This window comes from Acidocella sp. C78, assembly GCF_907164655.1.
The window spans coordinates 55,261-77,007 of sequence record NZ_CAJQZK010000013.1; the positions used below are offsets into that span (position 1 = coordinate 55,261).

General features: G+C 70.5%; 24 protein-coding genes, 1 tRNA gene and 2 pseudogenes. 8 read left to right on the forward strand and 19 right to left on the reverse strand.

Annotated features, from left to right (window positions below):
- Positions 1–166 precede the first annotated feature (166 nt).
- The 3 genes from ACIDOCELLA78_RS000000105430 to ACIDOCELLA78_RS000000105440 are packed head-to-tail and all read left to right on the forward strand — an operon-like array spanning position 167 to position 3,143.
- Entirely contained in the window at positions 167–814 is a 648-nt protein-coding gene (locus tag ACIDOCELLA78_RS000000105430) for a DUF6134 family protein (protein WP_201728721.1), read from the forward strand.
- On the forward strand, positions 814–2,355 hold the full coding sequence (locus ACIDOCELLA78_RS000000105435) for a cryptochrome/photolyase family protein (RefSeq protein WP_201728722.1): 1,542 nt from the start codon (positions 814–816) through the stop codon (positions 2,353–2,355). The genes ACIDOCELLA78_RS000000105430 and ACIDOCELLA78_RS000000105435 overlap by 1 nt, the downstream gene beginning before the upstream one ends.
- Entirely contained in the window at positions 2,352–3,143 is a 792-nt protein-coding gene (locus tag ACIDOCELLA78_RS000000105440; RefSeq protein WP_201728723.1) for an SDR family oxidoreductase, read from the forward strand. The genes ACIDOCELLA78_RS000000105435 and ACIDOCELLA78_RS000000105440 overlap by 4 nt, the downstream gene beginning before the upstream one ends.
- Here the strand turns inward: ACIDOCELLA78_RS000000105440 and dut are convergent.
- The 3 genes from dut to ACIDOCELLA78_RS000000105455 are packed head-to-tail and all read right to left on the reverse strand — an operon-like array spanning position 3,140 to position 5,546.
- Complete coding sequence (gene dut, locus ACIDOCELLA78_RS000000105445) at positions 3,140–3,604, reverse strand: dUTP diphosphatase (RefSeq protein ID WP_201728724.1); 465 nt, start codon at positions 3,602–3,604, stop codon at positions 3,140–3,142. The genes ACIDOCELLA78_RS000000105440 and dut overlap by 4 nt on opposite strands.
- Positions 3,601–4,809: a bifunctional phosphopantothenoylcysteine decarboxylase/phosphopantothenate--cysteine ligase CoaBC gene (coaBC, locus tag ACIDOCELLA78_RS000000105450; protein WP_201728725.1), complete on the reverse strand. Its 1,209-nt coding sequence runs from the start codon at positions 4,807–4,809 to the stop codon at positions 3,601–3,603. Before coaBC ends, dut begins: the two co-directional genes overlap by 4 nt.
- Positions 4,797–5,546 carry a class I SAM-dependent methyltransferase gene (locus ACIDOCELLA78_RS000000105455; RefSeq protein WP_201728726.1) on the reverse strand — a complete coding sequence of 250 codons (750 nt, stop codon included), beginning with the start codon at positions 5,544–5,546 and terminating at the stop codon, positions 4,797–4,799. The genes coaBC and ACIDOCELLA78_RS000000105455 overlap by 13 nt, the downstream gene beginning before the upstream one ends.
- A gap of 28 nt (positions 5,547–5,574) precedes the next feature.
- On the opposite strand from ACIDOCELLA78_RS000000105455, the gene mutM reads away from it, so the two are divergent.
- The gene (gene mutM / locus ACIDOCELLA78_RS000000105460) at positions 5,575–6,402 is read left to right on the forward strand and encodes a bifunctional DNA-formamidopyrimidine glycosylase/DNA-(apurinic or apyrimidinic site) lyase (protein WP_201728752.1); all 828 of its coding nucleotides are present in this window, start codon (positions 5,575–5,577) and stop codon (positions 6,400–6,402) included.
- Positions 6,403–6,430: 28 nt separating this feature from the next.
- Here mutM and ACIDOCELLA78_RS000000105465 read toward each other — a convergent pair.
- From ACIDOCELLA78_RS000000105465 to ACIDOCELLA78_RS000000105505, 9 genes and pseudogenes are all read right to left on the reverse strand, one after another.
- A pseudogene (locus tag ACIDOCELLA78_RS000000105465) lies at positions 6,431–7,047 on the reverse strand (phosphoribosylanthranilate isomerase).
- Entirely contained in the window at positions 7,047–7,751 is a 705-nt protein-coding gene (gene pyrF / locus ACIDOCELLA78_RS000000105470) for an orotidine-5'-phosphate decarboxylase (RefSeq protein ID WP_201728727.1), read from the reverse strand. The pseudogene ACIDOCELLA78_RS000000105465 and the gene pyrF overlap by 1 nt, the downstream one beginning before the upstream one ends.
- Position 7,752: 1 nt before the next feature.
- Positions 7,753–8,094 (reverse strand): LapA family protein, encoded by a 342-nt coding sequence (locus ACIDOCELLA78_RS000000105475; RefSeq protein ID WP_201728728.1) that lies wholly within the window; start codon positions 8,092–8,094, stop codon positions 7,753–7,755.
- Positions 8,069–8,413 (reverse strand): integration host factor subunit beta, encoded by a 345-nt coding sequence (locus ACIDOCELLA78_RS000000105480; RefSeq protein ID WP_201728729.1) that lies wholly within the window; start codon positions 8,411–8,413, stop codon positions 8,069–8,071. The genes ACIDOCELLA78_RS000000105475 and ACIDOCELLA78_RS000000105480 overlap by 26 nt, the downstream gene beginning before the upstream one ends.
- 95 nt (positions 8,414–8,508) lie before the next feature.
- Complete coding sequence (locus tag ACIDOCELLA78_RS000000105485) at positions 8,509–9,147, reverse strand: MarC family protein (RefSeq protein ID WP_201728730.1); 639 nt, start codon at positions 9,145–9,147, stop codon at positions 8,509–8,511.
- Positions 9,141–9,731: a molybdenum cofactor guanylyltransferase MobA gene (gene mobA / locus ACIDOCELLA78_RS000000105490; RefSeq protein ID WP_201728731.1), complete on the reverse strand. Its 591-nt coding sequence runs from the start codon at positions 9,729–9,731 to the stop codon at positions 9,141–9,143. Before mobA ends, ACIDOCELLA78_RS000000105485 begins: the two co-directional genes overlap by 7 nt.
- Positions 9,732–9,755: 24 nt before the next feature.
- A tRNA-His gene (locus tag ACIDOCELLA78_RS000000105495) sits at positions 9,756–9,831 on the reverse strand.
- A gap of 58 nt (positions 9,832–9,889) precedes the next feature.
- Entirely contained in the window at positions 9,890–10,933 is a 1,044-nt protein-coding gene (locus tag ACIDOCELLA78_RS000000105500; RefSeq protein WP_201728732.1) for an aspartate-semialdehyde dehydrogenase, read from the reverse strand.
- Positions 10,934–11,009: 76 nt separating this feature from the next.
- Positions 11,010–11,957: an isoaspartyl peptidase/L-asparaginase family protein gene (locus tag ACIDOCELLA78_RS000000105505; protein WP_201728733.1), complete on the reverse strand. Its 948-nt coding sequence runs from the start codon at positions 11,955–11,957 to the stop codon at positions 11,010–11,012.
- Positions 11,958–12,046: 89 nt separating this feature from the next.
- Between ACIDOCELLA78_RS000000105505 and ACIDOCELLA78_RS000000105510 the strand changes: the two are divergent.
- Positions 12,047–12,840: pseudogene (locus ACIDOCELLA78_RS000000105510) on the forward strand (enoyl-CoA hydratase-related protein).
- Here ACIDOCELLA78_RS000000105510 and ACIDOCELLA78_RS000000105515 read toward each other — a convergent pair.
- From ACIDOCELLA78_RS000000105515 to ACIDOCELLA78_RS000000105525, 3 genes are read right to left on the reverse strand one after another with little or no spacing between them, the layout of a single operon-like run.
- Positions 12,812–13,393, reverse strand: a complete 582-nt coding sequence (locus ACIDOCELLA78_RS000000105515; protein WP_201728734.1) for a hypothetical protein — start codon at positions 13,391–13,393, stop codon at positions 12,812–12,814. The pseudogene ACIDOCELLA78_RS000000105510 and the gene ACIDOCELLA78_RS000000105515 sit on opposite strands and share 29 nt — an antisense overlap.
- Before the next feature lie 17 nt (positions 13,394–13,410).
- Positions 13,411–13,983 carry an MFS transporter gene (locus tag ACIDOCELLA78_RS000000105520; protein ID WP_201728735.1) on the reverse strand — a complete coding sequence of 191 codons (573 nt, stop codon included), beginning with the start codon at positions 13,981–13,983 and terminating at the stop codon, positions 13,411–13,413.
- Between the two features lie 20 nt (positions 13,984–14,003).
- Complete coding sequence (locus ACIDOCELLA78_RS000000105525) at positions 14,004–14,297, reverse strand: BolA family transcriptional regulator (protein ID WP_201728736.1); 294 nt, start codon at positions 14,295–14,297, stop codon at positions 14,004–14,006.
- 74 nt (positions 14,298–14,371) lie between these two features.
- On the opposite strand from ACIDOCELLA78_RS000000105525, the gene ACIDOCELLA78_RS000000105530 reads away from it, so the two are divergent.
- The 3 genes from ACIDOCELLA78_RS000000105530 to cobT are packed head-to-tail and all read left to right on the forward strand — an operon-like array spanning position 14,372 to position 17,904.
- Positions 14,372–14,959, forward strand: a complete 588-nt coding sequence (locus ACIDOCELLA78_RS000000105530; RefSeq protein WP_201728737.1) for a J domain-containing protein — start codon at positions 14,372–14,374, stop codon at positions 14,957–14,959.
- A 60-nt stretch (positions 14,960–15,019) separates the two neighbouring features.
- Positions 15,020–16,036: a cobaltochelatase subunit CobS gene (cobS, locus tag ACIDOCELLA78_RS000000105535; protein WP_201728738.1), complete on the forward strand. Its 1,017-nt coding sequence runs from the start codon at positions 15,020–15,022 to the stop codon at positions 16,034–16,036.
- Positions 16,036–17,904: a cobaltochelatase subunit CobT gene (gene cobT / locus ACIDOCELLA78_RS000000105540; RefSeq protein ID WP_201728739.1), complete on the forward strand. Its 1,869-nt coding sequence runs from the start codon at positions 16,036–16,038 to the stop codon at positions 17,902–17,904. Before cobS ends, cobT begins: the two co-directional genes overlap by 1 nt.
- A gap of 22 nt (positions 17,905–17,926) precedes the next feature.
- Here the strand turns inward: cobT and ACIDOCELLA78_RS000000105545 are convergent, their stop codons facing one another.
- From ACIDOCELLA78_RS000000105545 to ACIDOCELLA78_RS000000105560, 4 genes are all read right to left on the reverse strand, one after another.
- Positions 17,927–18,976, reverse strand: coding sequence for a peptidoglycan -binding protein (locus ACIDOCELLA78_RS000000105545; RefSeq protein ID WP_201728740.1), 1,050 nt, complete (start codon positions 18,974–18,976; stop codon positions 17,927–17,929).
- Between the two features lie 3 nt (positions 18,977–18,979).
- Entirely contained in the window at positions 18,980–20,113 is a 1,134-nt protein-coding gene (locus tag ACIDOCELLA78_RS000000105550; protein ID WP_201728741.1) for a flagellar motor protein MotA, read from the reverse strand.
- Between the two features lie 12 nt (positions 20,114–20,125).
- On the reverse strand, positions 20,126–20,728 hold the full coding sequence (locus ACIDOCELLA78_RS000000105555; RefSeq protein WP_249675837.1) for a hypothetical protein: 603 nt from the start codon (positions 20,726–20,728) through the stop codon (positions 20,126–20,128).
- A 151-nt stretch (positions 20,729–20,879) separates the two neighbouring features.
- The gene (locus tag ACIDOCELLA78_RS000000105560) at positions 20,880–21,707 is read right to left on the reverse strand and encodes an inositol monophosphatase family protein (protein WP_201728743.1); all 828 of its coding nucleotides are present in this window, start codon (positions 21,705–21,707) and stop codon (positions 20,880–20,882) included.
- Positions 21,708–21,747 lie beyond the last annotated feature (40 nt).

Genomic DNA, 21,747 nt, shown 5'->3' on the forward strand with positions numbered 1-21,747 from the left:
TGCATGTTTTTCTTTCGCGGCAGGGTTGGGCGCCCGTTTATGCGCGGCTCCGCCCTCGCGATCCAGAGCGGCGGCCCTATTTATCACAACGGAGCATTGCGCTTGCGGTGGATCGGCATCCGTTCGCCGCCCGCGCCCGTAACCGCAACACCGTGAAGGAGGACCGATGACCGACATCCCCATCGCCCGGCGCGGCGTTCTCGCGGCGGCCGCCGGCGTCATTCTGAAGCCGCCAAGGCTGCCGCGGCACCGCAGCCTCGCGTTCGACGTCTATCGCAACGGCAGCCATGTCGGCGTCCAGCATCTGCGCTTCCTCGTCGATGGCACGCGCCTGACGGTCGACAACCACGTCGATCTCAAGGTCGGCCTCATCGGCATCCCGCTCTTCACCTACCGCGCCCATATCGTCGAACACTGGCAGCGCGGCGCCTTCCAGTCCGCCACCAGCGCGATCGACAACAACGGCACCCGCATCCGTCTCGATGTCGAGCGCACCGATGCCGGCGTCGTCATCTCCGGCAACCGCATCGCCCGGCATACCGCCCCGCCCGACGCCCTGCCGCTCACCTACTGGAACAAGGCGATGCTGAACGGCCCGATGATCAACATGCAGACCGGCCATGCCGACCGGCCGACCGTCACCCGCGAGGGCTGGTTCCGCCTGCCCGCCATGCCCTCCGGCAGCGTCACCGCCTCGCGCTACCAGCTCTCCGGCCCGATCCGCCTCGCGGTCTTCTACAACCAGGCCAACACCTGGTCCGGCCTCGATTTCCATCATCGCGGCCACATCACCTACCGCCCGATCCTCGGCTGATGCCCGGCCAGCTCCGCGTCATCCTGGGCGACCAGCTCTCGCCCGCCATCGCCTCCCTCGCGGGCCTCGACCCCGGCGCTGACACGGTGCTGATGGCCGAGGTGATGGGGGAATGCACCTATGTCCCGCACCATCCGCAGAAGATCGCGCTCGTCCTCGCGGCGATGCGCCATTTCGCCAGGGCCCTGCGCGCCCGCGGCGTCGCCGTCCGCTACGTCACGCTCGACGATCCGGCGAATACCGGCACGCTCGCTGGCGAACTCGCCCGCGCCTGCGCCGCGCTGAAGCCCGATGCCATCATCGCCACCGAACCCGGCGAATACCGCGTGCTCGAGGCCATGCGCGGCTGGGCGGCGCAGACCGGCATCCCCTGCGAGATCCGCGACGACACCCGCTTCCTCTGCTCCCGCGCCGATTTCGCCGCCTGGGCCGGCGCGAAAAAGCAGCTCCGCATGGAGTTCTTCTACCGCGAGATGCGCCGCCGCCACCGCATCCTGATGGAGGGCGACGACCCGGTCGGCGGCAAATGGAACTACGACCCCGAGAACCGCAAATCGCTGCCCGCCGGGTTGGCGCCCCCCGCGGCGAAACGCTTCCCGCCTGCGGACGAAACGCGCGAGGTGCTCGCCCTCGTCGCCGCCCGCTTCGCCACTCATTACGGCAGCCTCGATGGGTTCGACTGGCCGGTCACCGCGCGCGACGCCGAGGCGGGTTTCGCCGATTTCCTCGCCCGCCGTCTCCCCGGCTTCGGCGACTGGCAGGACGCGATGGCGGCGGACCAGGATTTCATGTTCCATTCCCTGGTCTCCGTCCCGCTCAATCTCGGCCTGCTCGACCCGCTCGATCTCTGCCGCCGCGCCGAGGCGGAATACGCGGCCGGCCGCGCCCCGCTCAACGCCGTCGAGGGCTTCATCCGCCAGATAATCGGCTGGCGCGAGTTCATCCGCGGCATCTACTGGCGGCACATGCCCGGCTACGCGACGCTGAATGCCCTCGGCGCCGACCTTCCGCTGCCGGATTTCTACTGGACCGGCGAAACCGACATGCGCTGCATGGCCCAGGCGATCGGGCAGACGCTGCGCCGCGCCTACGCCCATCACATCCAGCGCCTGATGGTCACCGGCAATTTCGCCCTCCTCGCCGGCATCGCCCCGGATGCGGTCGATCGCTGGTATCTCGCGGTCTACGCCGATGCCTATGAATGGGTGGAAATGCCCAACACCCGCGGCATGGCGCTGCACGCCGATGGCGGCATCGTCGGTTCGAAACCCTACGCCGCCTCCGGCGCCTATATCGCCCGCATGAGCGATTACTGCGCGGGCTGCCATTACGACGTGAAGGACGCCACCGGCCCGCGCGCCTGCCCCTTCAACGCGCTCTACTGGGATTTCATCGCCCGCCACGCCGATCGTTTCGCCGCCAATCCGCGCATGGCGATGCCGGTGCGAACGTGGCACAAGATGGCGGAGTCCAAACGCCACGCCCTGCGCGACCGCGCCGCCCTGCTGCGCCGCCGCCTGCAACACGGAGACCGCGTGTGAAACCCGTCACCAGCGCCGATGGCATCGTCTGGATCACCGGCGCCTCCAGCGGCATCGGCCGCGCCCTGGCCGAGGCGCATGTGGCGCAGGGCTGGCGCGTCGCCATCACCGCACGGCGCGAGGCCGAGCTTCGCGCCCTCGCCGAAACCCATCCGAGCCGCATCATCGTCGCGCCGGCCGACGTGACCGATCCCGCCTCGCTGCGCGAGGCGGTGAACACCATCACCCGCGACGGCCCGATCGCCCGCGCCATCCTCAACGCCGGCACCTATGAGCGCGATACCGCGGAAACCTTCACCGCCGATCGCCTGCGCCGCCAGGTCGAGCTGAATCTGCTCGGCACCGCGCACGCGCTCGAACTGGCGATGCCGGCGATGATCGCCCGCAAGCGCGGCCAGATCGCGCTGATGTCCTCGCTCGCCGGCCTCGCCGGCCTGCCCGGCTCGGTCTCCTATTCGGCGACCAAGGCGGCGCTGATCGCGACCGCCGAAGCCCTGAAATTCGACCTCGACCGCCACGGTGTGGCGATCTCGGCGATCTGCCCCGGCTTCGTGAAATCGCCGCTCACCGCGCAGAACCGCTTCCCGATGCCCTTCCTGATGGAATCCGCCGCCGCCGCCCACGCCATCCTGCGCGGGCTCGATGCCGGGCGCTTCCTCATCGCCTTCCCCGAGGGCCTGGCCCGCCCGCTGCGCATCCTGCGCCTGCTGCCCCATGCCGCTTTCTTCCCGCTCGTCGCCCGCTTCACCGGGTCGCGCACGCAGGGCAGGGCGGACCTAGAGAGCTAGTTCCCCATCGGGAAATCGAGGCCGGTGCTGCCGAACCCGCCCGCCTCGCGCGCGGTCCGGTCGAGATCGTCGGTCTCCTGCCACACCAGGCGCGACACCGGTGCCAGCACCGCCTGCGCGATCCGCATGCCCCGCGTTACCTCGAACGCCTCGCGCCCGGCATTCAGCACGATCACCTGGATCTCGCCGCGATAATCGCTGTCGATCGTCCCCGGACTGTTCGGAATCACGATCCCATGCTTGAGCGCGAGGCCCGAGCGCGGGCGGATCTGCAACTCGAACTCGGGCGGCAGCGCGATGGCGAGCCCGGTCGGCACCAGCGCCCGCGTCCCCGGCGCGATCAGCACGGTGCTGCTCACCGCCGCCAGCAGGTCGAGCCCCGCCGATCCGGCGGTGGCATAGTCGGGCAAGGGCAGGCCGGCGCCATGCGCCAGCCGCTTCACGGCAACTGAAATCGTCATTGGAAAATCCCTGAAATCCTCTCTGCAAGTCGCTCCGCCACCGCGTCCTTCCCGGCGCGCGGCCAGGGCTCCGCACCCCCGCCGGTAATCAGCACGACCTCGTTCTCGGCGCCACCCATGATGCCGGTTCCCGCGCCGACGTCATTGGCCACGATCCAGTCGCACCCCTTGCGCGCCCGCTTCGCCGTCGCCTGCGCGACCAGATCGCCGGTCTCCGCCGCGAAGCCTACGACAAGGCGCGGCCGCCGCCCCTCAAGCCGCGAGACTTCCGCGAGAATGTCGGGGTTTTCCACCAGCGCCAGCGCCGGCGGCGCGCCGGTCTTCTTGATCTTCCGCCCCTGCGCCTCGACCCGCCAGTCCGCGACCGCGGCGCAGAACACCGCGGCATCGGCGGGCAGGGCGGCAAGCACCGCCGCGCGCATCTCCAGCGCTGTCTCGACCCGCACGACCGTCACCCCCGCCGGATCGGCCAGCGCCACCGGCCCCGAGACCAGCGTCACCCGCGCCCCGCGCCGCGCCAGCGCCGCGGCGATCGCGTGGCCCTGCTTGCCCGAACTGCGGTTGGCGATGTAGCGCACCGGGTCGATCGGCTCATGCGTCGGCCCACTGGTCACCACCACATGCCGCCCGGCCAGCGTCCGGTCGCCGCCGAGCCTGGCCACGATCGCCTCCAGGATCGCCGGCGGCTCCGCCAGCCGTCCCGGCCCGAACTCGCCGCAGGCCATCGGCCCCTCCTCGGGCCCAACCACCGAAACCCCGCGCCGCCGCAGCGTCGCCAGATTCTCCACCGTCGCCGGATGCGTCCACATCCGCACGTTCATCGCCGGTGCGACCAGCACCTCCTTGTCGGTGGCGAGCAGCAGCGTGGTCGCCAGGTCATCCGCCATCCCCGCCGCCATCTTCGCGAGCAGATCCGCCGAGGCCGGCGCCACCACAACCAGATCCGCGCTGCGCGAGAGCTGGATATGCCCCATTTCGCTCTCGCCGGTCAGCGAGAACAGCTCGGTATGCACCCGGTCCTCGCACAGCGCCTGCACCGAAAGCGGGGTGACGAATTTCTCTCCCCCGGCGGTGATCACCGCGCGCACCGCGCCGCCCTCCTTGCGGATCAGCCGGATCAGCTCCAGCGCCTTGTAGGCCGCGATCCCCCCGCCGATGACGAGCAGCACCAGCCGCCCGGCGAGGCGCGCGCTCACAGCCGCCATCCCGAATGAATCGCCGCGATCCCGCCGCTCAGGTTCCGATAGGCCACCCGCTCGAATCCCGCCCGCCGCATCATCCCCGCCAGCGTCTCCTGGTCGGGGAACATGCGGATGCTCTCGGCGAGATACTGATAGCTCTCGCGGTCCTGCGCCACCCGCGCGCCGATCGCCGGCAGCGCCACGAACGACCATTTCTCGTAGAGCGGCTGCGCCGCCGCCACCTGCAAGCGCGAGAACTCCAGGCAGAAGAACCGCCCGCCCGGCTTCAACACCCGCCGCGCCTCGGCCAGCACCCTGTCCTTGTCGGTGCAGTTGCGCAGCCCGAACGCGATCGACACCCGATCGACGCTGCCATCGCCGAGCGGCAGCGCCTCGGCATCCGCCACCGCGAACCCGATCCCGTCGATCCGCGCCCGCTCCTCCGCCCGTCCGCGGCCGACGCGCAGCATCGCCTCGTTGATGTCGGTCATCAGCACCGGGCCGCCGCCGGCGGCAAGCCAGCGCAGCGAAATATCCCCGGTCCCGCCGGCAAGATCGAGCAGCGTGCGATGCGGCCGCGGGTCCATCATCGACACGAATTCCCGCTTCCACAGCCGGTGAACGCCGAGCGACATCAGGTCGTTCATGACGTCGTAGCGCCCGGCGACGCTGTCGAACACCTCCCGCACCTTCCGCCGCTTCTCGCCGCGCGGCACGGTGGAAAACCCGAAATCGACGGTCTCGCTGCTGGTATCGGCCATGGGCTCAGGCTATAGCCCCAATCGCACCATGCCGGAACTCCCCGAAGTCGAAACCGTGATGCGCGGCCTCGCCGCGAAGCTCGAAGGCCGCCGCCTCGCCCGCGTCGTCCTTGCCCGGCCGGACCTGCGCTGGCCGATCCCCGAGGGCTTCGTGCAGTTCCTTTCCGGCGCCCGCGTCGAGGGGTTCCGCCGCCGCGGCAAATACATGTTCATGCGGCTCGACCGCGCGCTGTCGGTGCTGATCCATCTCGGCATGTCCGGCCGGATGACGATCGATTCCGCCCCCCAGCCGCACCAGCATCTCACGCTCGAAACCGACGACGGCGCCGTGATCGGCTTCGTTGATCCCCGCCGCTTCGGCGCGCTCGACCTCGTCGCGACCGAGGCCGAGGATACCCATCGCCTGATCGCCGGCCTCGGCCCCGAACCGCTCGACGATGCGTTTTCACCCGCCACCCTCGCCGCATCCCTCGCGGGGAAGAAAACCCCGATCAAGGCGGCCCTGCTCGACCAGTCGATCGTCGCCGGCCTCGGCAACATCTATGTCAGCGAGGCGCTGTTCCGCGCCGGCATCCTCCCGCATCGCCTCGCCGGCACGATCGGGCGGGGCAGGGCAGGGCGTCTGGTGCCGGCGATCAAGACCACACTCACGGACGCCATCGCCGCCGGCGGCTCCTCGCTGCGCGACTATGTCCAGCCCTCCGGCGAACTCGGCTATTTCCAGCACGCCTGGAAAGTCTACGACCGCGCCGGCCAACCCTGCGAACGCTGCCCCGGCCCCGCCGCCTGCGCGGGCATCAGCCGCACGGTCCAGTCCGGCCGCGCCACCTATTTCTGCGCCCGCACCCAGAAATAGCTCGCGCCTGGCAACCGTCGGCCCGGCCTCAGGCCGCGTGCGCCGCCGCGATGAAATCCCGGATCAGCGGCACCGATTTCTCTCCCGGCGCGCTCTCCACCCGGATGACACATCCACCGCCGCCGCCCCGCTCGCGCGCACCGCATCAGCCACGTTCGCCGGCGTCAGCCCGCCCGCCAGCAGCCACGGGGCGGGAGCCCGCCAGCCCCGCATCACCGCCCAGTCGAACGCGGTCGCATTGCCGCCCGGCCGGTCCGCGCCTGGCGGCGGCTTCGATTCGATCACGAACCCGTCCAGTCCCTCATCGTCGCGCGGCAGGTCGGCAACGCCCGAAACCCCCACGGCCCGCCACACTTTCGCGCCGAACCGCGCCCGCATCGCCCGACAGTCTGCCGCGCCGGCATAAATCTGTAGACATTCGAGGTCCTGCACCTTCAGCACCGCCTCGATCGCTTCCGGTTCGGGGGCGACGAACAGCCCCACCCTCGGCACCCGCGCATCGGCGCCGATCGCCTTCAGCGCCTCGATCGTGACGAATCGCGGCGAGCGCGGAAAGAACACGAACCCCACCCAGTCCGCCCCGGCCGCCGTCGCCGCCAGCCAGGTCTCCCGTGTGCGCAGCCCGCAGATCTTCGCCCGCGCCATCAGCCGATCGACGCGGCGATGGAAGCCGCCGCCGCTGCCGGATCGGCGGCCGTGGTGATCGGCCGGCCGACCACGATATAGCTCGCCCCCGCCGCGATCGCCGCTTCCGGCGTCGCCACCCGCGCCTGATCCCCATGATCCGTGCCCGCGGGCCTTATGCCCGGCACCACCAGCACCGGATCGGCGCCGAACGCGTCGCGCAGCACCGAAATCTCCTCGGCGCTGCACACCAGCCCGTCCGCCCCGGCGGCCAGCGCCAGCTTCGCCAGCCGCAGCACCTGCTGGCGCGGCCCGCCGGCCACCCCGGTCTCCGCCAGCGCGCCGGCCGAAAGACTGGTCAGTACCGTCACCGCGAGCAATCGCGGCCGCGCCGCGCCCGCCATCTCCGCCGCCTCCCGCGCCGCCGCGATCATGGCGCTGCCGCCCGCGGCGTGCACCGTCAGCATCGCCGGCCGCAACGGCAGCAGCGCGCGCACCGCCCCGGCCACCGTGTTCGGAATGTCGTGCAGCTTGAGATCGAGAAACACGTCATGCCCCGCTGCTGCCTCCAGCAGCGCCGGCCCGTTGGCGCAGAACGCCTCCAGCCCCAGCTTCACCAGCCCGCAATGCGGCCCCACCGCGCCGATCAGGCGTCTCGCCTCATCGAGCGCAGGCGTATCGATCGCGGCGATCAGCCGCCGCGCGCCATGTCCTGCCGCGCCCATCTCAGGCGGCCGGCGGCAGGCTGAGCGTTTCGTCCGCCGGCGCGGCCGGTGCCGGCGGCTGCGCCTGCAGCGCGGCGAGCTGGCGCTCGGCCCGCTTCGCCCGGCGCTGCGCCCGCATCCGCCGTGGCAGATGGATCAGCATGCCCAGCAGCACGCCCAGCCCGAAGGCGATCAGCACGATCGCGCCCAGCGCCACTGTGCCCATCGTGCCGAACGGAAAGAACGCCACCATCACCGGCGCGCGGTTCGACAACAGGAAAATCGCCAGCGCCAGAATCACCAGCGCCCCGAGACTGAGCCGGATCGTCTTCAGCGGTCTACTCCTCGTCCTCGTCGTCGTCATCGTCCGCGGCGTCATCCGCCCCGGCTTCGAGCGGTTTCATGCCCGCGTTGACCATCTCGCGCAATTCGCGCCCGGCGCGGAAGAACGGCACGGTCTTCTCGTCCACCTTCACCGTCTCGCCGGTCCTGGGGTTGCGCCCCGCCCGCGCCTGCCGCTGCTTCACCGAGAACGCGCCGAAGCCGCGCAGCTCCACCCGTCCGCCAGCGGCGAGTGTCGCGGTCATCTGGTCGAACATCGCGGTCACGATGCGTTCGACATCCGCTAGAGTCAGGTGCGGATGATCCGCCGCCAGCGCGGCGATCAGTTCAGATCTGGTCATTTGCCCGTCTCCCGTTGCGATGACGGTGCCAGACGCTTCCGGTCCGGTCAATCCGCGTTGCATCTACAATATTGAAAACGGCGGAGATTTCCGCCTCAGCCGAGATGCAGCGCCGCCTGCGTGCCCTCGATGATGAACTGTGCGGCCAGCGCCGCCACCAGAATGCCCAGAACCCGGCCCACCACGCTCGCCCCGGTCGTGCCCATCAGCCGCGCCAGCCGCCGCGCGCCCAGCATCGACACCAGGGTGGCCACGATCATCGCCGCCAGCGCCAGCGCGTTGGCCAGCACCGCGCCCGGCTGCCCGCCCGCCTTGGCGTGCAGCAGCACCATCGTGGTCATTCCGCCCGGCCCGGCGATCAGCGGAATCGCCAGCGGAAACACGCTGATATCCTCGGTCGATTCGCTCGCGGCGGTGCGCTCCTCGCTGCTCGCCCGCAACTCGCCCTTCGCCGTCACCATGTCCTTGGCCGAGAGGAACAGCAGCGCGCCGCCGGCGATCTGCAAGGCCGGAATCCCGATCCCGAGCAGCCGCAGCAGCTTTTCCCCCGCAAGGCCGAACACCAGCAGCACGAGGAAGCTGATCAGCGCGGCCCGCTTCGCGATCGTCCGCCGCTTCGCCGCGTCGTCATGGATGGTGAGCGCGGCGAAGATGATCGCGGTGCCGACCGGATCGATGATCACGAACAGCGCGACCACCGCATAGAGGAAATCGGCGATGAAGGCGTTCAGCACCGCCCGGCCTCCGCCGCGTCGAGATCCGCCTGCGTGTTGATGTTCACGAACGGGTCGGGCGCGTCAGCGAACGCCACCGCGCGCATCCCGATCGTCGCCGCGAAGCCCGATACCCGATACGGTCCCGGTCCGTCGAGGAAGCGCTCCAGCGCATCGGCCGCCGTCACCGGCCAGAGTGCGACGAGATGATGCCGCCGCCCGCGCGATGCCGCCTCCGCCGGGGCGGCGCCGAGCCGGGCCACGAGGTCGCGCGGCGCGAAGGGCGTGTCCACCGGCAGGCTCAGCAGCGTCTCGCCGCCTGAAGCCGCCGCCCAGCGCATCCCGGCGAGAACCCCGGCCAGCGGTCCCTTGCCGCGATGCCGCCCATCGTCCAGCACCTCCAGCCCGAACCGTGCAAACCGCGCCGCATCGCCGGCGGCGCTGAGCGCTGTGGCGTCAACCTGTCCGGCGAGTGTGGCGATGGCATGATCGAGCATCGTTCGTCCGTGCAGGATCAGCAGCGCCTTGTCCACCCCGCCGAGCCGCCGCCCAGCGCCGCCGGCCAGGATCACCGCCCGGAGATGAGAACCCGATACATCTGTCATGGTGGAACTGTGAGGAGGAAAAATTGGGGCGAACGATGGGGCTCGAACCCACGACATCCAGGACCACAACCTGGCGCTCTACCAGCTGAGCTACGTCCGCCAACGCGGAGCGGTTTAGGCCGATCGACGCGGTCTCGTCAATCGGCCTTCCCGGATAATCAGGCGGCCTTCCGGCCGATCAGCCCACGCTTGATGATGGTCTCGGCGATCTGCACCGCGTTCAGCGCCGCGCCCTTGCGCAGATTGTCCGAAACGCACCAGAAGCCGAGCCCGTGCGGCACCGTGGGATCGACCCGCAGCCGTGACACGTACACCGCGTCCTCGCCCTGGCATTCCAGCGGGGTGACGTAGCCGCCATCCTCGCGCTCGTCGAACAGCGTCACGCCGGGCGCCGCGCGCAGCGCCGCCCGCGCCGCCTCCAGCGGGGCCGGGTTGGCGAACTCGACATGCACCGCCTCGCCATGGCCGATGAACACCGGCACGCGCACGCAGGTCGCGAACACCGCGATGTCCGGGTCGAGGATCTTGCGGGTCTCGACCGTCATCTTCCACTCTTCCTTGGTCGCCCCGTCCTTCATGAACACGTCGATATGCGGGATCACGTTGAAGGCGATCGGCTTGGTGAAGACTTCCGGCTTCGTCACCTCGTGGACATAGGTGGCCTTTGTCGCGCGCTCCAGCTCGTCCATCCCCTCCTTGCCCGCGCCGGAGACCGACTGATACGTCGCGACCGACACCCGGCTTATGCCGAATTTCTCGTGCAGCGGCTTCAGCGCCACCACCATCTGGATCGTCGAGCAGTTCGGATTGGCGATGATCCGCCGCCAGTCCGGCTTCGCCATGAACGCTTCCAGCGCATGGGTGTTCACCTCCGGCACCACCAGCGGCACGTCCGGGTCCATGCGGAACTGGCTGGTGTTGTCGATCACGATGCACCCCGCCTCGGCGGCGCGCGGCGCATGCACCGCCGAAATCGAGGCCCCCGGTGAGAACAGGCCGAAATCCACCCCGCGGAAATCGAAGGTCTCCAGGTTCTTCACGGTGAGAATCGCCTCGTCGCCGAAACTCACCTGCTGCCCCGCCGAGCGCGGGGAGGCGAGGGCGATCACCTCGGAGGCGGGAAAGTTCCGCTCCGCGAGCGTCTTGAGCATCTCGCGCCCGACCGCGCCGGTGGCCCCGACAACTGCAACTCTATACGCCATCTGCCTTCATCCTCATCCAATTCAGCTGCACGAGCTAGCGTCACGCCCCGCCCGGTGCAAGGGAAATGCCAGCAACTCACACCGCAACGGCGCGAAATTCCTCGCGGTGGATCGCCGTGCGCAGCATCCTGTCGCCGCCGATCATGCCGCGATACATGCCGGACGAATTGAACGGCATCACCGGGTCGCCGCCAGTGCCGAGCGCGATCAGCCCGCCATCGCCGCCGCGCGGCGCCAGCTCGGCGATCACGTCCGCCGCCGCCTTCGCCAGGCTCTCGCCCTTGTAGCGCAGCCGCGCCGCGATCTCGGCGGCGGCGGTGTAGCGGATGAACACCTCGCCCGTCCCGGTGCAGCTCACCGCGCAGGTCTCGTCATCGGCGAAGGTGCCGGCGCCGAACACCGGCGTGTCGCCCACCCGCCCGGCGCGCTTGGCGGTGATCCCCCCGGTCGAGGTCGCCGCCGCGAGATGACCGTGCGCATCCCGCGCCACCGCCCCCACCGTGCCGTGCCGGTCGGCGTCCGAGCGCGTGTCCGGCGCGCCCGTGGCCCGGCGCGCCAGCTCCCTCTCCAGCGCCGCCCGCCGGTTCGGCGTCTCGAAATAGGTCTCGGTCTCGAATTCCAGCCCCGCCGCCCGCGCCACCGCCAGCGCGCCGTCGCCGATCATCAGCACATGCGGCGTCGTCTCCATCACCGCCCGCGCCGCCAGCACCGGGTTCACCGGCCCGCAGATCCCGGCCACCGCCCCCGCCGCGCGATCCGCCCCGCTCATGATCGCGGCGTCCATCTCCAGCGTGCCGGCATCGGTCAGCACCGCCCCGCGCCCGGCATTGAACAGCGGATCGTCCTCCAGCATCACCACCGCCGCCGCCACCGCGTCCAGCGCCGAACCGCCCTCGCTCAGCACGTCCCAGCCCGCGCGCAGCGCCCGCCGCAGCCCCTCGTGCCGCGCCTCGGCCATCTCCGGCGTCATGTCCGCCGCCCGCATCGTGCCCGCCCCGCCATGGATCGCGATCGAGATGCTCATTTCGTCTCCTCATTGCCGTATGCGTCAGTTCTCGCCATACTCGGCGCACAGGCGCACACTAGTCGCCCGGAACGCAGGGAGGAACAGAAATGGCGGCAGAGCTGATCGTGGAAAGCGTCGGGGCGGTGCGGGTGCTGAAGCTCAACCGGCCCGACCGTCTGAACGCGCTGAACGAGGCGGTGCACGAGGCGCTCGCCGCCGCCTTCGCCGCCATCGAGGCCGACGATTCGGTCCGCGCCGTGCTGCTGACCGGCGAGGGCAGGGGTTCTGCGCCGGCGCCGATCTCAACCAGTCCCTCGGCGGCGGCCCGCGCGATCTCGGCGCCTCGATCGACCGGCATTACAACCCGCTGGTCCGCCGCATGCGCGCCCTGCCGAAGCCGATCGTCGCCGCCGTCAACGGCGTCGCCGCCGGCGCCGGCGCCAATCTCGCCCTCGCGGCGGATATCGTGCTCGCCTGCGAGGCGGCGAATTTTACCCAGGCCTTCATCCGCATCGGCCTGATCCCGGATGCCGGCGGCACTCATTTCCTCCCCCGCGCGGTGGGCGATGCCCGCGCCCGCGGCCTTGCCATGTTGGGCGAGACCATCACCGCCCGCCAGGCCGCCGACTGGGGCCTGATCTGGCGCTGCCTGCCCGACGAGGGCTTCCTCGCCGCCGCCCTTGCCGTGGCGGCCGATCTCGCCGCCCGCCCGACCCAGGCGCTCGCCGCGATGAAGGCCGCCTTCAACGCCGCCGGCGCCAACGGGCTCGACGCCCAGCTCGATCTCGAACGCGACCTCCAGCGCCGCATGGGAAGCACGCCGGATTTCGCCGAGGGTGTGACCGCCTTCCGCGAAAAGCGCCCGGCGAAATTTACCGGCGCGCCGCCAGCGCGAGACTGAGCGCGATCGCCCCGAGCCCCGCGAACAGCGCACGGGGCCCGATTCCCGCGTGCAGCAGCGCGGTCAGGATCAGGCTCGCCGCGACCATCCCGGCGGCGGAGAGAATGTTCGTCCCCGCCACCGCCCGCGCCCGCGCCTCCGCCGGCGCCCAGGCCTGCACCGCGGCGAAGCTCGGCACCGCGATCACCCCGCCGCCGAGGGCTGCGACGAACAGCAGCGCCAGCGTCACCCCGAACCGGTCGGCCGCCGCCAGCGCCCCCAGCGCCAGCGCCGCGATGCCGACCGCCACCGTCCCGCCCCAAGCCGGCGCCAGCGCGATCCGCCCGCGCAGCCGTGACGCGGCCAGAAAACTCCCCGCGCCGATCCCAAGCGAGAACACCGTCAGCCCCAGCGTCACCGCCCCCGGCCCGCGCATCAGCGTCGTCCGCGTCAGCACCGGCAGCAGCGTCATGCAGGTGATCCCGGCGAACCAGAACCAGGCGTTGACCAGCGCCGCCCGCCACAGCGGGGCCGCGCCGCGCAGCGTGCGCAGCAGATCCGCCGAGGCCGCCACCGGGCTCGCCGAGAGCTTCAGCCCCGGCCGCGCCGCCCCCGGCCGGGGATCAGCGCCGCCGCCCCGAAGGCGAGCAGGGCGAACCCCATCACCACGGCGCCGAGCAGCCAGGGCTCCCGCGCGCCGAGCAGCCCGCCCAGCGCCGTCCCCGCCAGAATCGCGAGGAAGGTCGCGAAATCCACCATCGCGTTGGCGAGCGGCAGCCGCGCCGTCTCCAGCAGGTCCGGCAGCAGCCCGTATTTCACCGGCCCGAACAGCGCCGCCAGCACCCCGAAGCCGAGCAGGGCGGCGAACAGCACCGGCACCGAACCGGCGAGAAACCCCGCCACCGCGAGCCCCGCCGCGCCGATCTCGACCCCCTTCACCACGGTCGCGACCCGCGCCTTGTCGAACCGGTCCGCCATCTCCCCGGCAATCCCCGAGCACAGCAGGTAGGGCAGGATGAACACCCCGCCCGCCAGCGCCACCAGCGCGGGGCTGCCCTTCGCGCGGTAGAGAATCAGCACCACCAGCGCGGTCTTGAGGAAATTGTCGTTGAAGGCGGCGAAGGCCTGGCACCAGAACAGCGGCGCGAAGCGCCGGTCCAGCAACAGCGCGCCTGGTTTCGCGCTCAGGTTTCGTCCGGCGTCTTGAGGTCGAGGCTGAGCGCGTGCAGCCCGGTCTCGAACTCGGCCTTCAGCGCCTCGTTCACCGCCCGCTGCCGCGCCACCCGGTTCATCCCCCGGAACGCCCCGGCCACCATCCGCAGCCGGTAATGCGTCTCGCCCGCCTCCGGCGCGTGGCCCGGCCCGGTCATCCGGCCGATATGGCTGGCGTGTTTCGCGCTGTCGTCCTTCAATTCCAGCAGCTCGGGGGCGAAACATTCGCCGAGGATCGCGCGGATTCGGTCGGATCGTGATGTCATGGGTGGATTGTGCGCCGCCGCCGCCCGGTTGCCAAGACGCCGACAAAGGGCAAATTAGCGGTCATGACGAGACTATGCCCATGACCCGGACCACCCGCCGCGTGCGCGCCTTCGCGCCCGACCCGGATGCCCCGGGCCGCGCCTGCGACATGCCCGACTGCGACAAGCCCGGCGAATACCGCGCCCCCCGCTCGCGCGAGAATTTGCGCGACTGGCACTGGTTCTGCCTTGAGCATGTCCGCGCCTACAATGCCGGCTGGGACTACTACAAGGGCATGAGCCCCGGCGAGATCGAGGCGCATCTGCGCGCCGACACCGCCTGGCAGCGCCCGACCTGGCCGCTCGGCCGCGCCGGCGCCGTCGGCGAGGCGGTCGAGGCCGAACTCGCCGCGTTTTCCGGCATCGGCCGCCCCCGCCGGCCCGAACCCGAGCGCGCCCCGCCGGAGCTGCGCGAGGCGCTCGATGTGCTTGGCCTCGCCTGGCCCGTCACCCGCGAGGCGGTGCGCGCCCGCTACAAGGAACTTGCCAAGCGTCACCACCCCGACGCCAATGGCGGTGACCGCAGCGCCGAGGAACGCCTCAAGACCATCAACCTCGCCTATGCCACGCTGCGCTCCCGCCTGCCGGCCGAGGGGCAGCCCCGCGCCGCCGCCGGCGCCTGATCCCTTGCGCGCCGCGCCATGGCGAGTAGTCTGACCCCGAGCTGTGAGGATGAACGACCGATGAACAATATCGCTGCACTGGCCGAAACCCGCGGCACGCCGACCTCGGCGATCAACCTGCCGGACCGCACCGTCTCGGCGCGCGAGGTCTTCGGCATCGATTGCGGCTTCGACATCCCGGCCTTTTCCGAGCGCACCGAACACGTCCCCGAGACGGACGACACCTACCGCTTCGACCCCGAAACCACCATCGCCATCCTCGCCGGCTTCGCCCTCAACCGCCGGGTGATGATCCAGGGCTATCACGGCACCGGCAAGTCGACGCATATCGAGCAGGTCGCCGCCCGCCTCAACTGGCCCTGCATCCGCGTCAATCTCGACAGCCACATCTCCCGCATCGACCTCGTCGGCAAGGACGCGATCGTGCTGAAGGACGGCAAGCAGGTCACCGAATTCCGCGAGGGGCTGCTGCCCTGGGCGCTGCAGCACCCCTGCGCGCTGGTCTTCGACGAATACGACGCCGGCCGGCCGGACGTGATGTTCGTCATCCAGCGCGTGCTGGAGGTCGAGGGCAAGCTCACCCTGCTCGACCAGAACCGCGTCATCCGCCCGCATCCGGCCTTTCGCCTCTTCGCCACCGCCAACACCGTCGGCCTCGGCGACACCACCGGCCTCTATCACGGCACCCAGCAGATCAATCAGGGCCAGATGGACCGCTGGAACATCGTCGCCACGCTGAACTACCTGCCGCACGGCCAGGAAGTCTCCATCGTCATGGCCAAGCTCGGCATCTCCGAGGCGGATGCCGCGGAGAAAAAGCGGATCGAGAGCATGGTCGCCCTGGCCGATCTCACCCGTGCGGGCTTCATCAACGGCGACATCTCGACCGTGATGTCCCCGCGCACCGTCATCACCTGGGCCGAGAACGCCCGCATCTTCAACGATGTCGGCTTCGCCTTCCGCCTCACCTTCCTCAACAAGTGCGACGAGGCCGAGCGCGCCACCGTCGCCGAATACTACCAGCGCTGCTTCAACGCGGAGGTTGAAACCGGCGTGCATCCCCGCCGCGGCGCCTGATGCCGGCCGAACCCTCCCGCAGCGAGGAATTCAAGCGCGCCACCGCCGGCGCCATGCGCGCCATCGCCGGGTCGGACGAGGTGCAGGTCGCCTATCAGCCGGGTGCGGCGGGCCTCGCCGGCAAGCGCGCCCGCCTGCCGGCGCCCACCCGCGCCCTGCCGCCGGCCGAGATGGCCCGGCTGCGCGGCATCGCCGATGCGATGGCGCTGCGCCTGCGCCATCACGACGACGCCATCCACGCCGCCCGCGCTCCCGTCGCCCGCGACGCCCGCGACGCCTACGACGCGCTGGAACAGGCCCGCGTCGAGATCGTCGGCGCCGCCCACATGCAGGGTGTCGCCGCCAATCTCCAGCGCAAGCTGAACGAGGATTCCGAGGCCGAGGGGCTCGACCGGATGAGCCGCGCCGAGCAACTCCCCACCGCCCAGGCGCTCGGCCTGCTCGCCCGCCAGCGGATGGACCCGGCCTCGATCCCCGAGTCCGCCCGCCACATTCTCGACCTCTGGCGCGAAACCCTCTCCGGCGACGCCGACCAGGCGCTGGACGATCTCGCCGCCGAGCGCACCGACCAGGACGCCTTCGCCCGCGCCGCCCGCCGCCTGCTCGCGGTGATGGACCTCGCCGAGGCCGAGTCCGAGGCCGAAGAAGGCGAGGACAGCGAGGAACAGGGCGAGCAGGGCGAACAATCCCTCTCGCAGGACAATTCCGGCGAGGGCGAGCCGCAGACCCGCGAGGACGACCAGGACCAGCTCGCCGAGGCGCCAGATCAGCTCGAATCCGAAGCCTCCGACGCCGAGGCCGACGAGGAGACCGACGACGATTCCGCCGCCGCGCCGGACGAGGCGCCCGCCGGCCCGCAGCAGCGCCGCAAGCCGGTGGAGGATGACACCGGCGCCGCCTACCACGCCTATACCCGCGCCTTCGACGAGGAGGTCAGCGCCGCGCAGCTCTGCGATCCCGAGGAACTCGCCCGCCTGCGCCAGCAGCTCGACCAGCAGCTCCAGCATCTCCACGGCGTGGTCTCCAAGCTCGCCAACCGCCTCCAGCGCCGCCTGCTCGCCCAGCAGCAGCGCGCCTGGGATTTTGACCTGGAGGAAGGTTTGCTCGATGTCGGCCGCCTCGCCCGCGTCGTCGCCGACCCGCTGCTGCCGCTCTCCTTCAAGCGCGAGCGCGAGATGGAATTCCGCGACACGGTGGTGACCCTGCTGATCGACAATTCCGGCTCGATGCGCGGCCGGCCGATCTCGGTCGCCGCCATGTGCGGCGACATCCTGGCCCGCACGCTGGAGCGCTGCGCGGTGAAGGTCGAAATCCTCGGCTTCACCACCCGCGCCTGGAAGGGCGGGCAGAGCCGCGAGAAATGGGTGGCGGACGGCAAGCCGCGCAATCCCGGCCGGCTGAACGATCTCCGCCACATCGTCTACAAGGGCGCCGACGAACCCTGGCGCCGCGCCCGCCGCAATCTCGGCCTGATGCTGCGCGAGGGGCTGCTCAAGGAAAACATCGACGGCGAGGCCCTGGCCTGGGCCTATCGCCGCCTCTGCGCCCGCCCCGAGCACCGCCGCATCCTGATGGTCATCTCCGATGGCGCGCCGGTCGACGATTCCACCCTCTCGGTCAACCAGGGCAGCTATCTCGAACGCCACCTGCGCGATGTGATCCGCGACATCGAAAGCCGCGACTTCGTCGAACTCGTCGCCATCGGCATCGGCCACGACGTCACGCGCTACTATCGCCGCGCCGTCACCCTGGTCGACGCCGAGGAACTCGGCGGCACGATGATGAAGAAACTCGCCGAACTGTTCGACCAGGACGCCGGCGAAAGCTGGGCCCGCGCCGCCGCCCTCCGCGCCCCGCTGGTCGCCTGAGCCGAAGGCAGGGCGCGGCCGCTCAATCCGCCGAGGTGAGCCGGAACTCGATCCGCCGGTTCTGCGCCAGGTCCTTCGGCGTGTCGCCGCTGGCGATCGGGTGATCCGCGCCGAACCCGGCCGCCACCACCCGGCTCTTCGGCACCCCATCCGCGATCAGCAGATGCAGCACGGAAAGCGCGCGCGCCGCCGAGAGGTCGAAATTGTCCTTGTACGGCCCGCCGGTGATCGCCTCCTTGTCGGCATAGCCGGTGACGCTCAGCACCCAGTTGATCTTGGCGGGGATCTTCGGCGCGATCGTTTCGATCGCCTGCGCCACCTTGGCGATCTCCGCCTTGCCCGTGGCCGAAAGCTGCGCCGAGTCGGAGGGGAACAGCACCGCGCTCTCGAACACGAAGCGGTCGCCCACCACCTTGATGTCCTTCTGCCCCGCCAGCGCCTGGCGCAGCACGCCGAAGAACTCGCTGCGATACTGTTCGAGCGACTGCACCTTGCGCGCCAGCGCCTCGTTCAGCTGCTTGCCGAGATCGGCGATCTGCACATGCTCTTCCTGGTCCTTCTTCTGCGCCGCATCGAGTGCGGCGGCGATGGTCGCGAGCTGCAACCGCAGCGCCGCGATCTGCTGGTTGAGCAGGCTGACGGTCGCGATCTCCTGAGCGTTCAGCTTCACCTGCCCGGCGAGCTTTCCGCCCGCCGCCGCCACGGCGGCGCCGAGCGTCGCGGTCTTCGCGTTCAGCGCCGCATTGGCCGAGCTCAGCGTTGAATTCGCCGCCATCAGCGCCGCTTCCCGCGTCTTCGTCGCCTTCATCAGCGCCGCCATGCTGGACAGCTCGTCCTGCAACGAGGCGGTCTTCGCCTTCTGCAATGCCAGAACCTGCGAAAGCTGCGCGATCTCGCTGCGCAGCGCGCCGATCGTCTTGTTCCGGCTCGACAGCGCCACCGAGAGAAACGCCTCCGCCAGGACAAACACGAGCAGCACGAAAATCGTCACCATCAGCAGGGTCGACAGCGCGTCGACATAGCCCGGCCAGATCTCCAGCCCGTTGTTGCGGCCGCGAATGGTGCGCGCCATGGCTCAGCCCTTCGCCTCGTCGAACCGCGCCGCCACGGTTCTGGTCAGGATCTTCAGGTCGTGGCGCAGATCGGCCAGGCCCTGCACGCGCCCCTGTTCCGCCTCGGCGATCAGCCGCGCCATCAGCAGCTCGATATTGCGCAGATGCGCCCGCGCGACCTCGTTGTCCTTGCGCTCCTCGCCGCGCTCGACGATGCGTGAAAGCGCCGCCACCCCTTCGCCCACCCGCAGCATCACCCGCTGCGAGGCCTGGATCGATTCCGCCAGCACCGTCATCCGCTCGCTCAGCACCTGGATCGTCTGCGCCGTCTCGCCGCGCCCCTCCTCGCTGCGCATCAGCAGGCGCTGCAGCGATTCGACAGTCTCGGCGCTCTGCTCCAGCACCGCCTGCACATAGGCCGGCAGCCCCCCTTCCGCCTCGGCGGCGATCGCGCCGCTCGAAACCCGCGTCAGCCCGGCGAGCCATTCCTCCAGATCGTTGAAGAAGCGGTTCATCGCCTGGCCCGCCGTCAGGTCGAGGAACCCCAGGATCAGCGCGCCCGACAGCCCGAACATCGAGGATGAGAACGCTGTGCCCATCCCCGCCAGCGGCCCGGCGAGCCCGGCCTTGAGCTGGGCGAACATCCCGTTCACATCCCCGCCCGCGAGGTTCATCGCCGCGATCACCGCGGCCACCGCATGCACCGTCTTCAGCAGGCCCCAGAACGTCCCGAGCAGGCCGAGAAAGATCATCACCCCGGTGACATAGCGCGAGGTCTCGCGGCTTTCGTCGAGCCGGCTGGCGATGCCATCGAGCATGGTGCGCATGCTGGCGACCGAGAGCGTCACCCGCCGCCCGTCATCCTGCCGGCCGCCGAACATCCTCGCCATCGGCAGCAGCAGCCGCGGCTTCGGCCCATGCTCGATCGAGGCGCGCGAGCGCTGGAACCGCTCCACCCAGTCCACTTCCGGGCTCAGCCGCATCACCTGCCGCAAATTCCAGAAAATCCCGAACACCTCGACCACCGCGATCACCGAATTGACCACCGGATTGGCGAGGAAGAACGATTTCAGCACCGGCGCGAGGAAAGCGGCCAGGCCATAGACCACCACCAGAAACACCAGCATGCGGATCAGGTAGCTGTTCGGGCGGGTCATGTTCGCTCCAGTTCAGGGAAGGGTGCTCAGCGTCACGCGGTCGTCCGGCGCATCTGGCGCATCGCCGAGTGCCTGCACGATGATACGCTGCGCCGGAATGCCGGCGGCGACCAGCATGCCGCGCACCGCGAGCCCCCGCCGCAGCGCCAGCCGCCGCGCCTCCGAGGGGTCATCCGAGCCGCCCGGCGCGGTCGCCCGCACCAGAAACCGCAGCCCGCGCGGCCGGGAGGCGGCGAGAAACCGCCTGACCGAAGCCGCCGCCGCCGGGCCGGGCGTCGCCTCGTCGCCCGGAAACACGATCACGAGCGGCGCCGGCGCCACTGGTTTTGCCGGCGGTTTGGGCGGCGGGGCAGGGCGCCTGGTCGCGATGACGGGCGGCGGCGGCGGCGGCATCGGCAGCCGCGCCGCCGCCACATGCGCCGCCACAGGATGTTTCACCGCATGTCTCACCGCGCGATGCGCCGGTTTGCGATGCTCTGCAATCCGGTGGTCCTCCCGGCGATCCGGCATCGCGCGCCGCGTCACCGCCGGGTTCCGGGCCGGCGCGGGGCCGCCGAGCTGGCGCAGCGCCTGCGGATTGACGACAACCTGTGCCCCCGCCGGACCCGTGAGCATGACCGCGGCCGCCGCGCACGCCGCAAGGAAAAAACCCTGTCGCATTCCGCCCGACATTAGCGCATGTCTCCCATGCCGCTCAATGCCGACCAGCTCGGGCCGACCAGCTCGGGCCGGCCAGCTCGGGCCGGCCAGCTCGGGCCGGTTCGTTTCAGGCCCTGGCACTCTCCAGCGCCGAGGCCGCCAGCTCGCGCAGCCGCGCATGAATATGCGGATTGCCGGCGACGATATCGCCGGTCACCGCATCGCTGCCATCGGGTGCCGTGGCGTAGCCGCCGGCCTCGCGCACCAGCAAGGCGCCGGCGGCGATGTCCCACGGATGGGTGCCATATTCGAAATAGCCATCGAACCGCCCGGCGGCGGTCCAGGCGAGATCGAGCGCCGCCGCCCCCATCCGCCGCACGCCCGCCGTCTCGGGCATCAGCGCGCCGAGCACGCGGGCGAAGGCGAGGCGGTTGCGCGGCGCGGTGCGGGCGAAGGGAATCCCGGTGGCGAACAGCGCGCTCGACCACTCCCTGCGCGAGGACACGCGCAGCCGGCGGTCGTTCAGATAAGCGCCGGCGCCCTTTTCGGCCCAGAACAGCTCGTCCAGCGCCGGCGCCATCACCATCGCCGCGGCGATCTCGCTGCTGCCATCCGCCAGCCGCTTTTCCAGCGCGATCGAGATCGCCCAGTTCGGAATCGCGTGCAGGAAATTGGTCGTCCCGTCGAGCGGATCGACGATCCACCGCCACGCCCAGTTCTCCGAGCCATGCGCGCCGCTTTCCTCCATCAGGAAGGCGTAGCCGGGCCGGGCGCGCTCCAGCTCCTCGCGGATCGTCTGCTCGGCGCGCATGTCCGCCTGGCTGACGAAGTCGGACGGCCCCTTTACCGAGACCTGGAGATGCTCGACCTCGTTGAAATCGCGGATCAGCCGGCGCGCGGCCTTCTGGGCCGCGGCGACCATGATGGTCATGTGCGCGGAACGGCGGGGTGTCATGGCTCGTTACTCCGGAAAACGGTCGGGCGCGGCGGCTCCG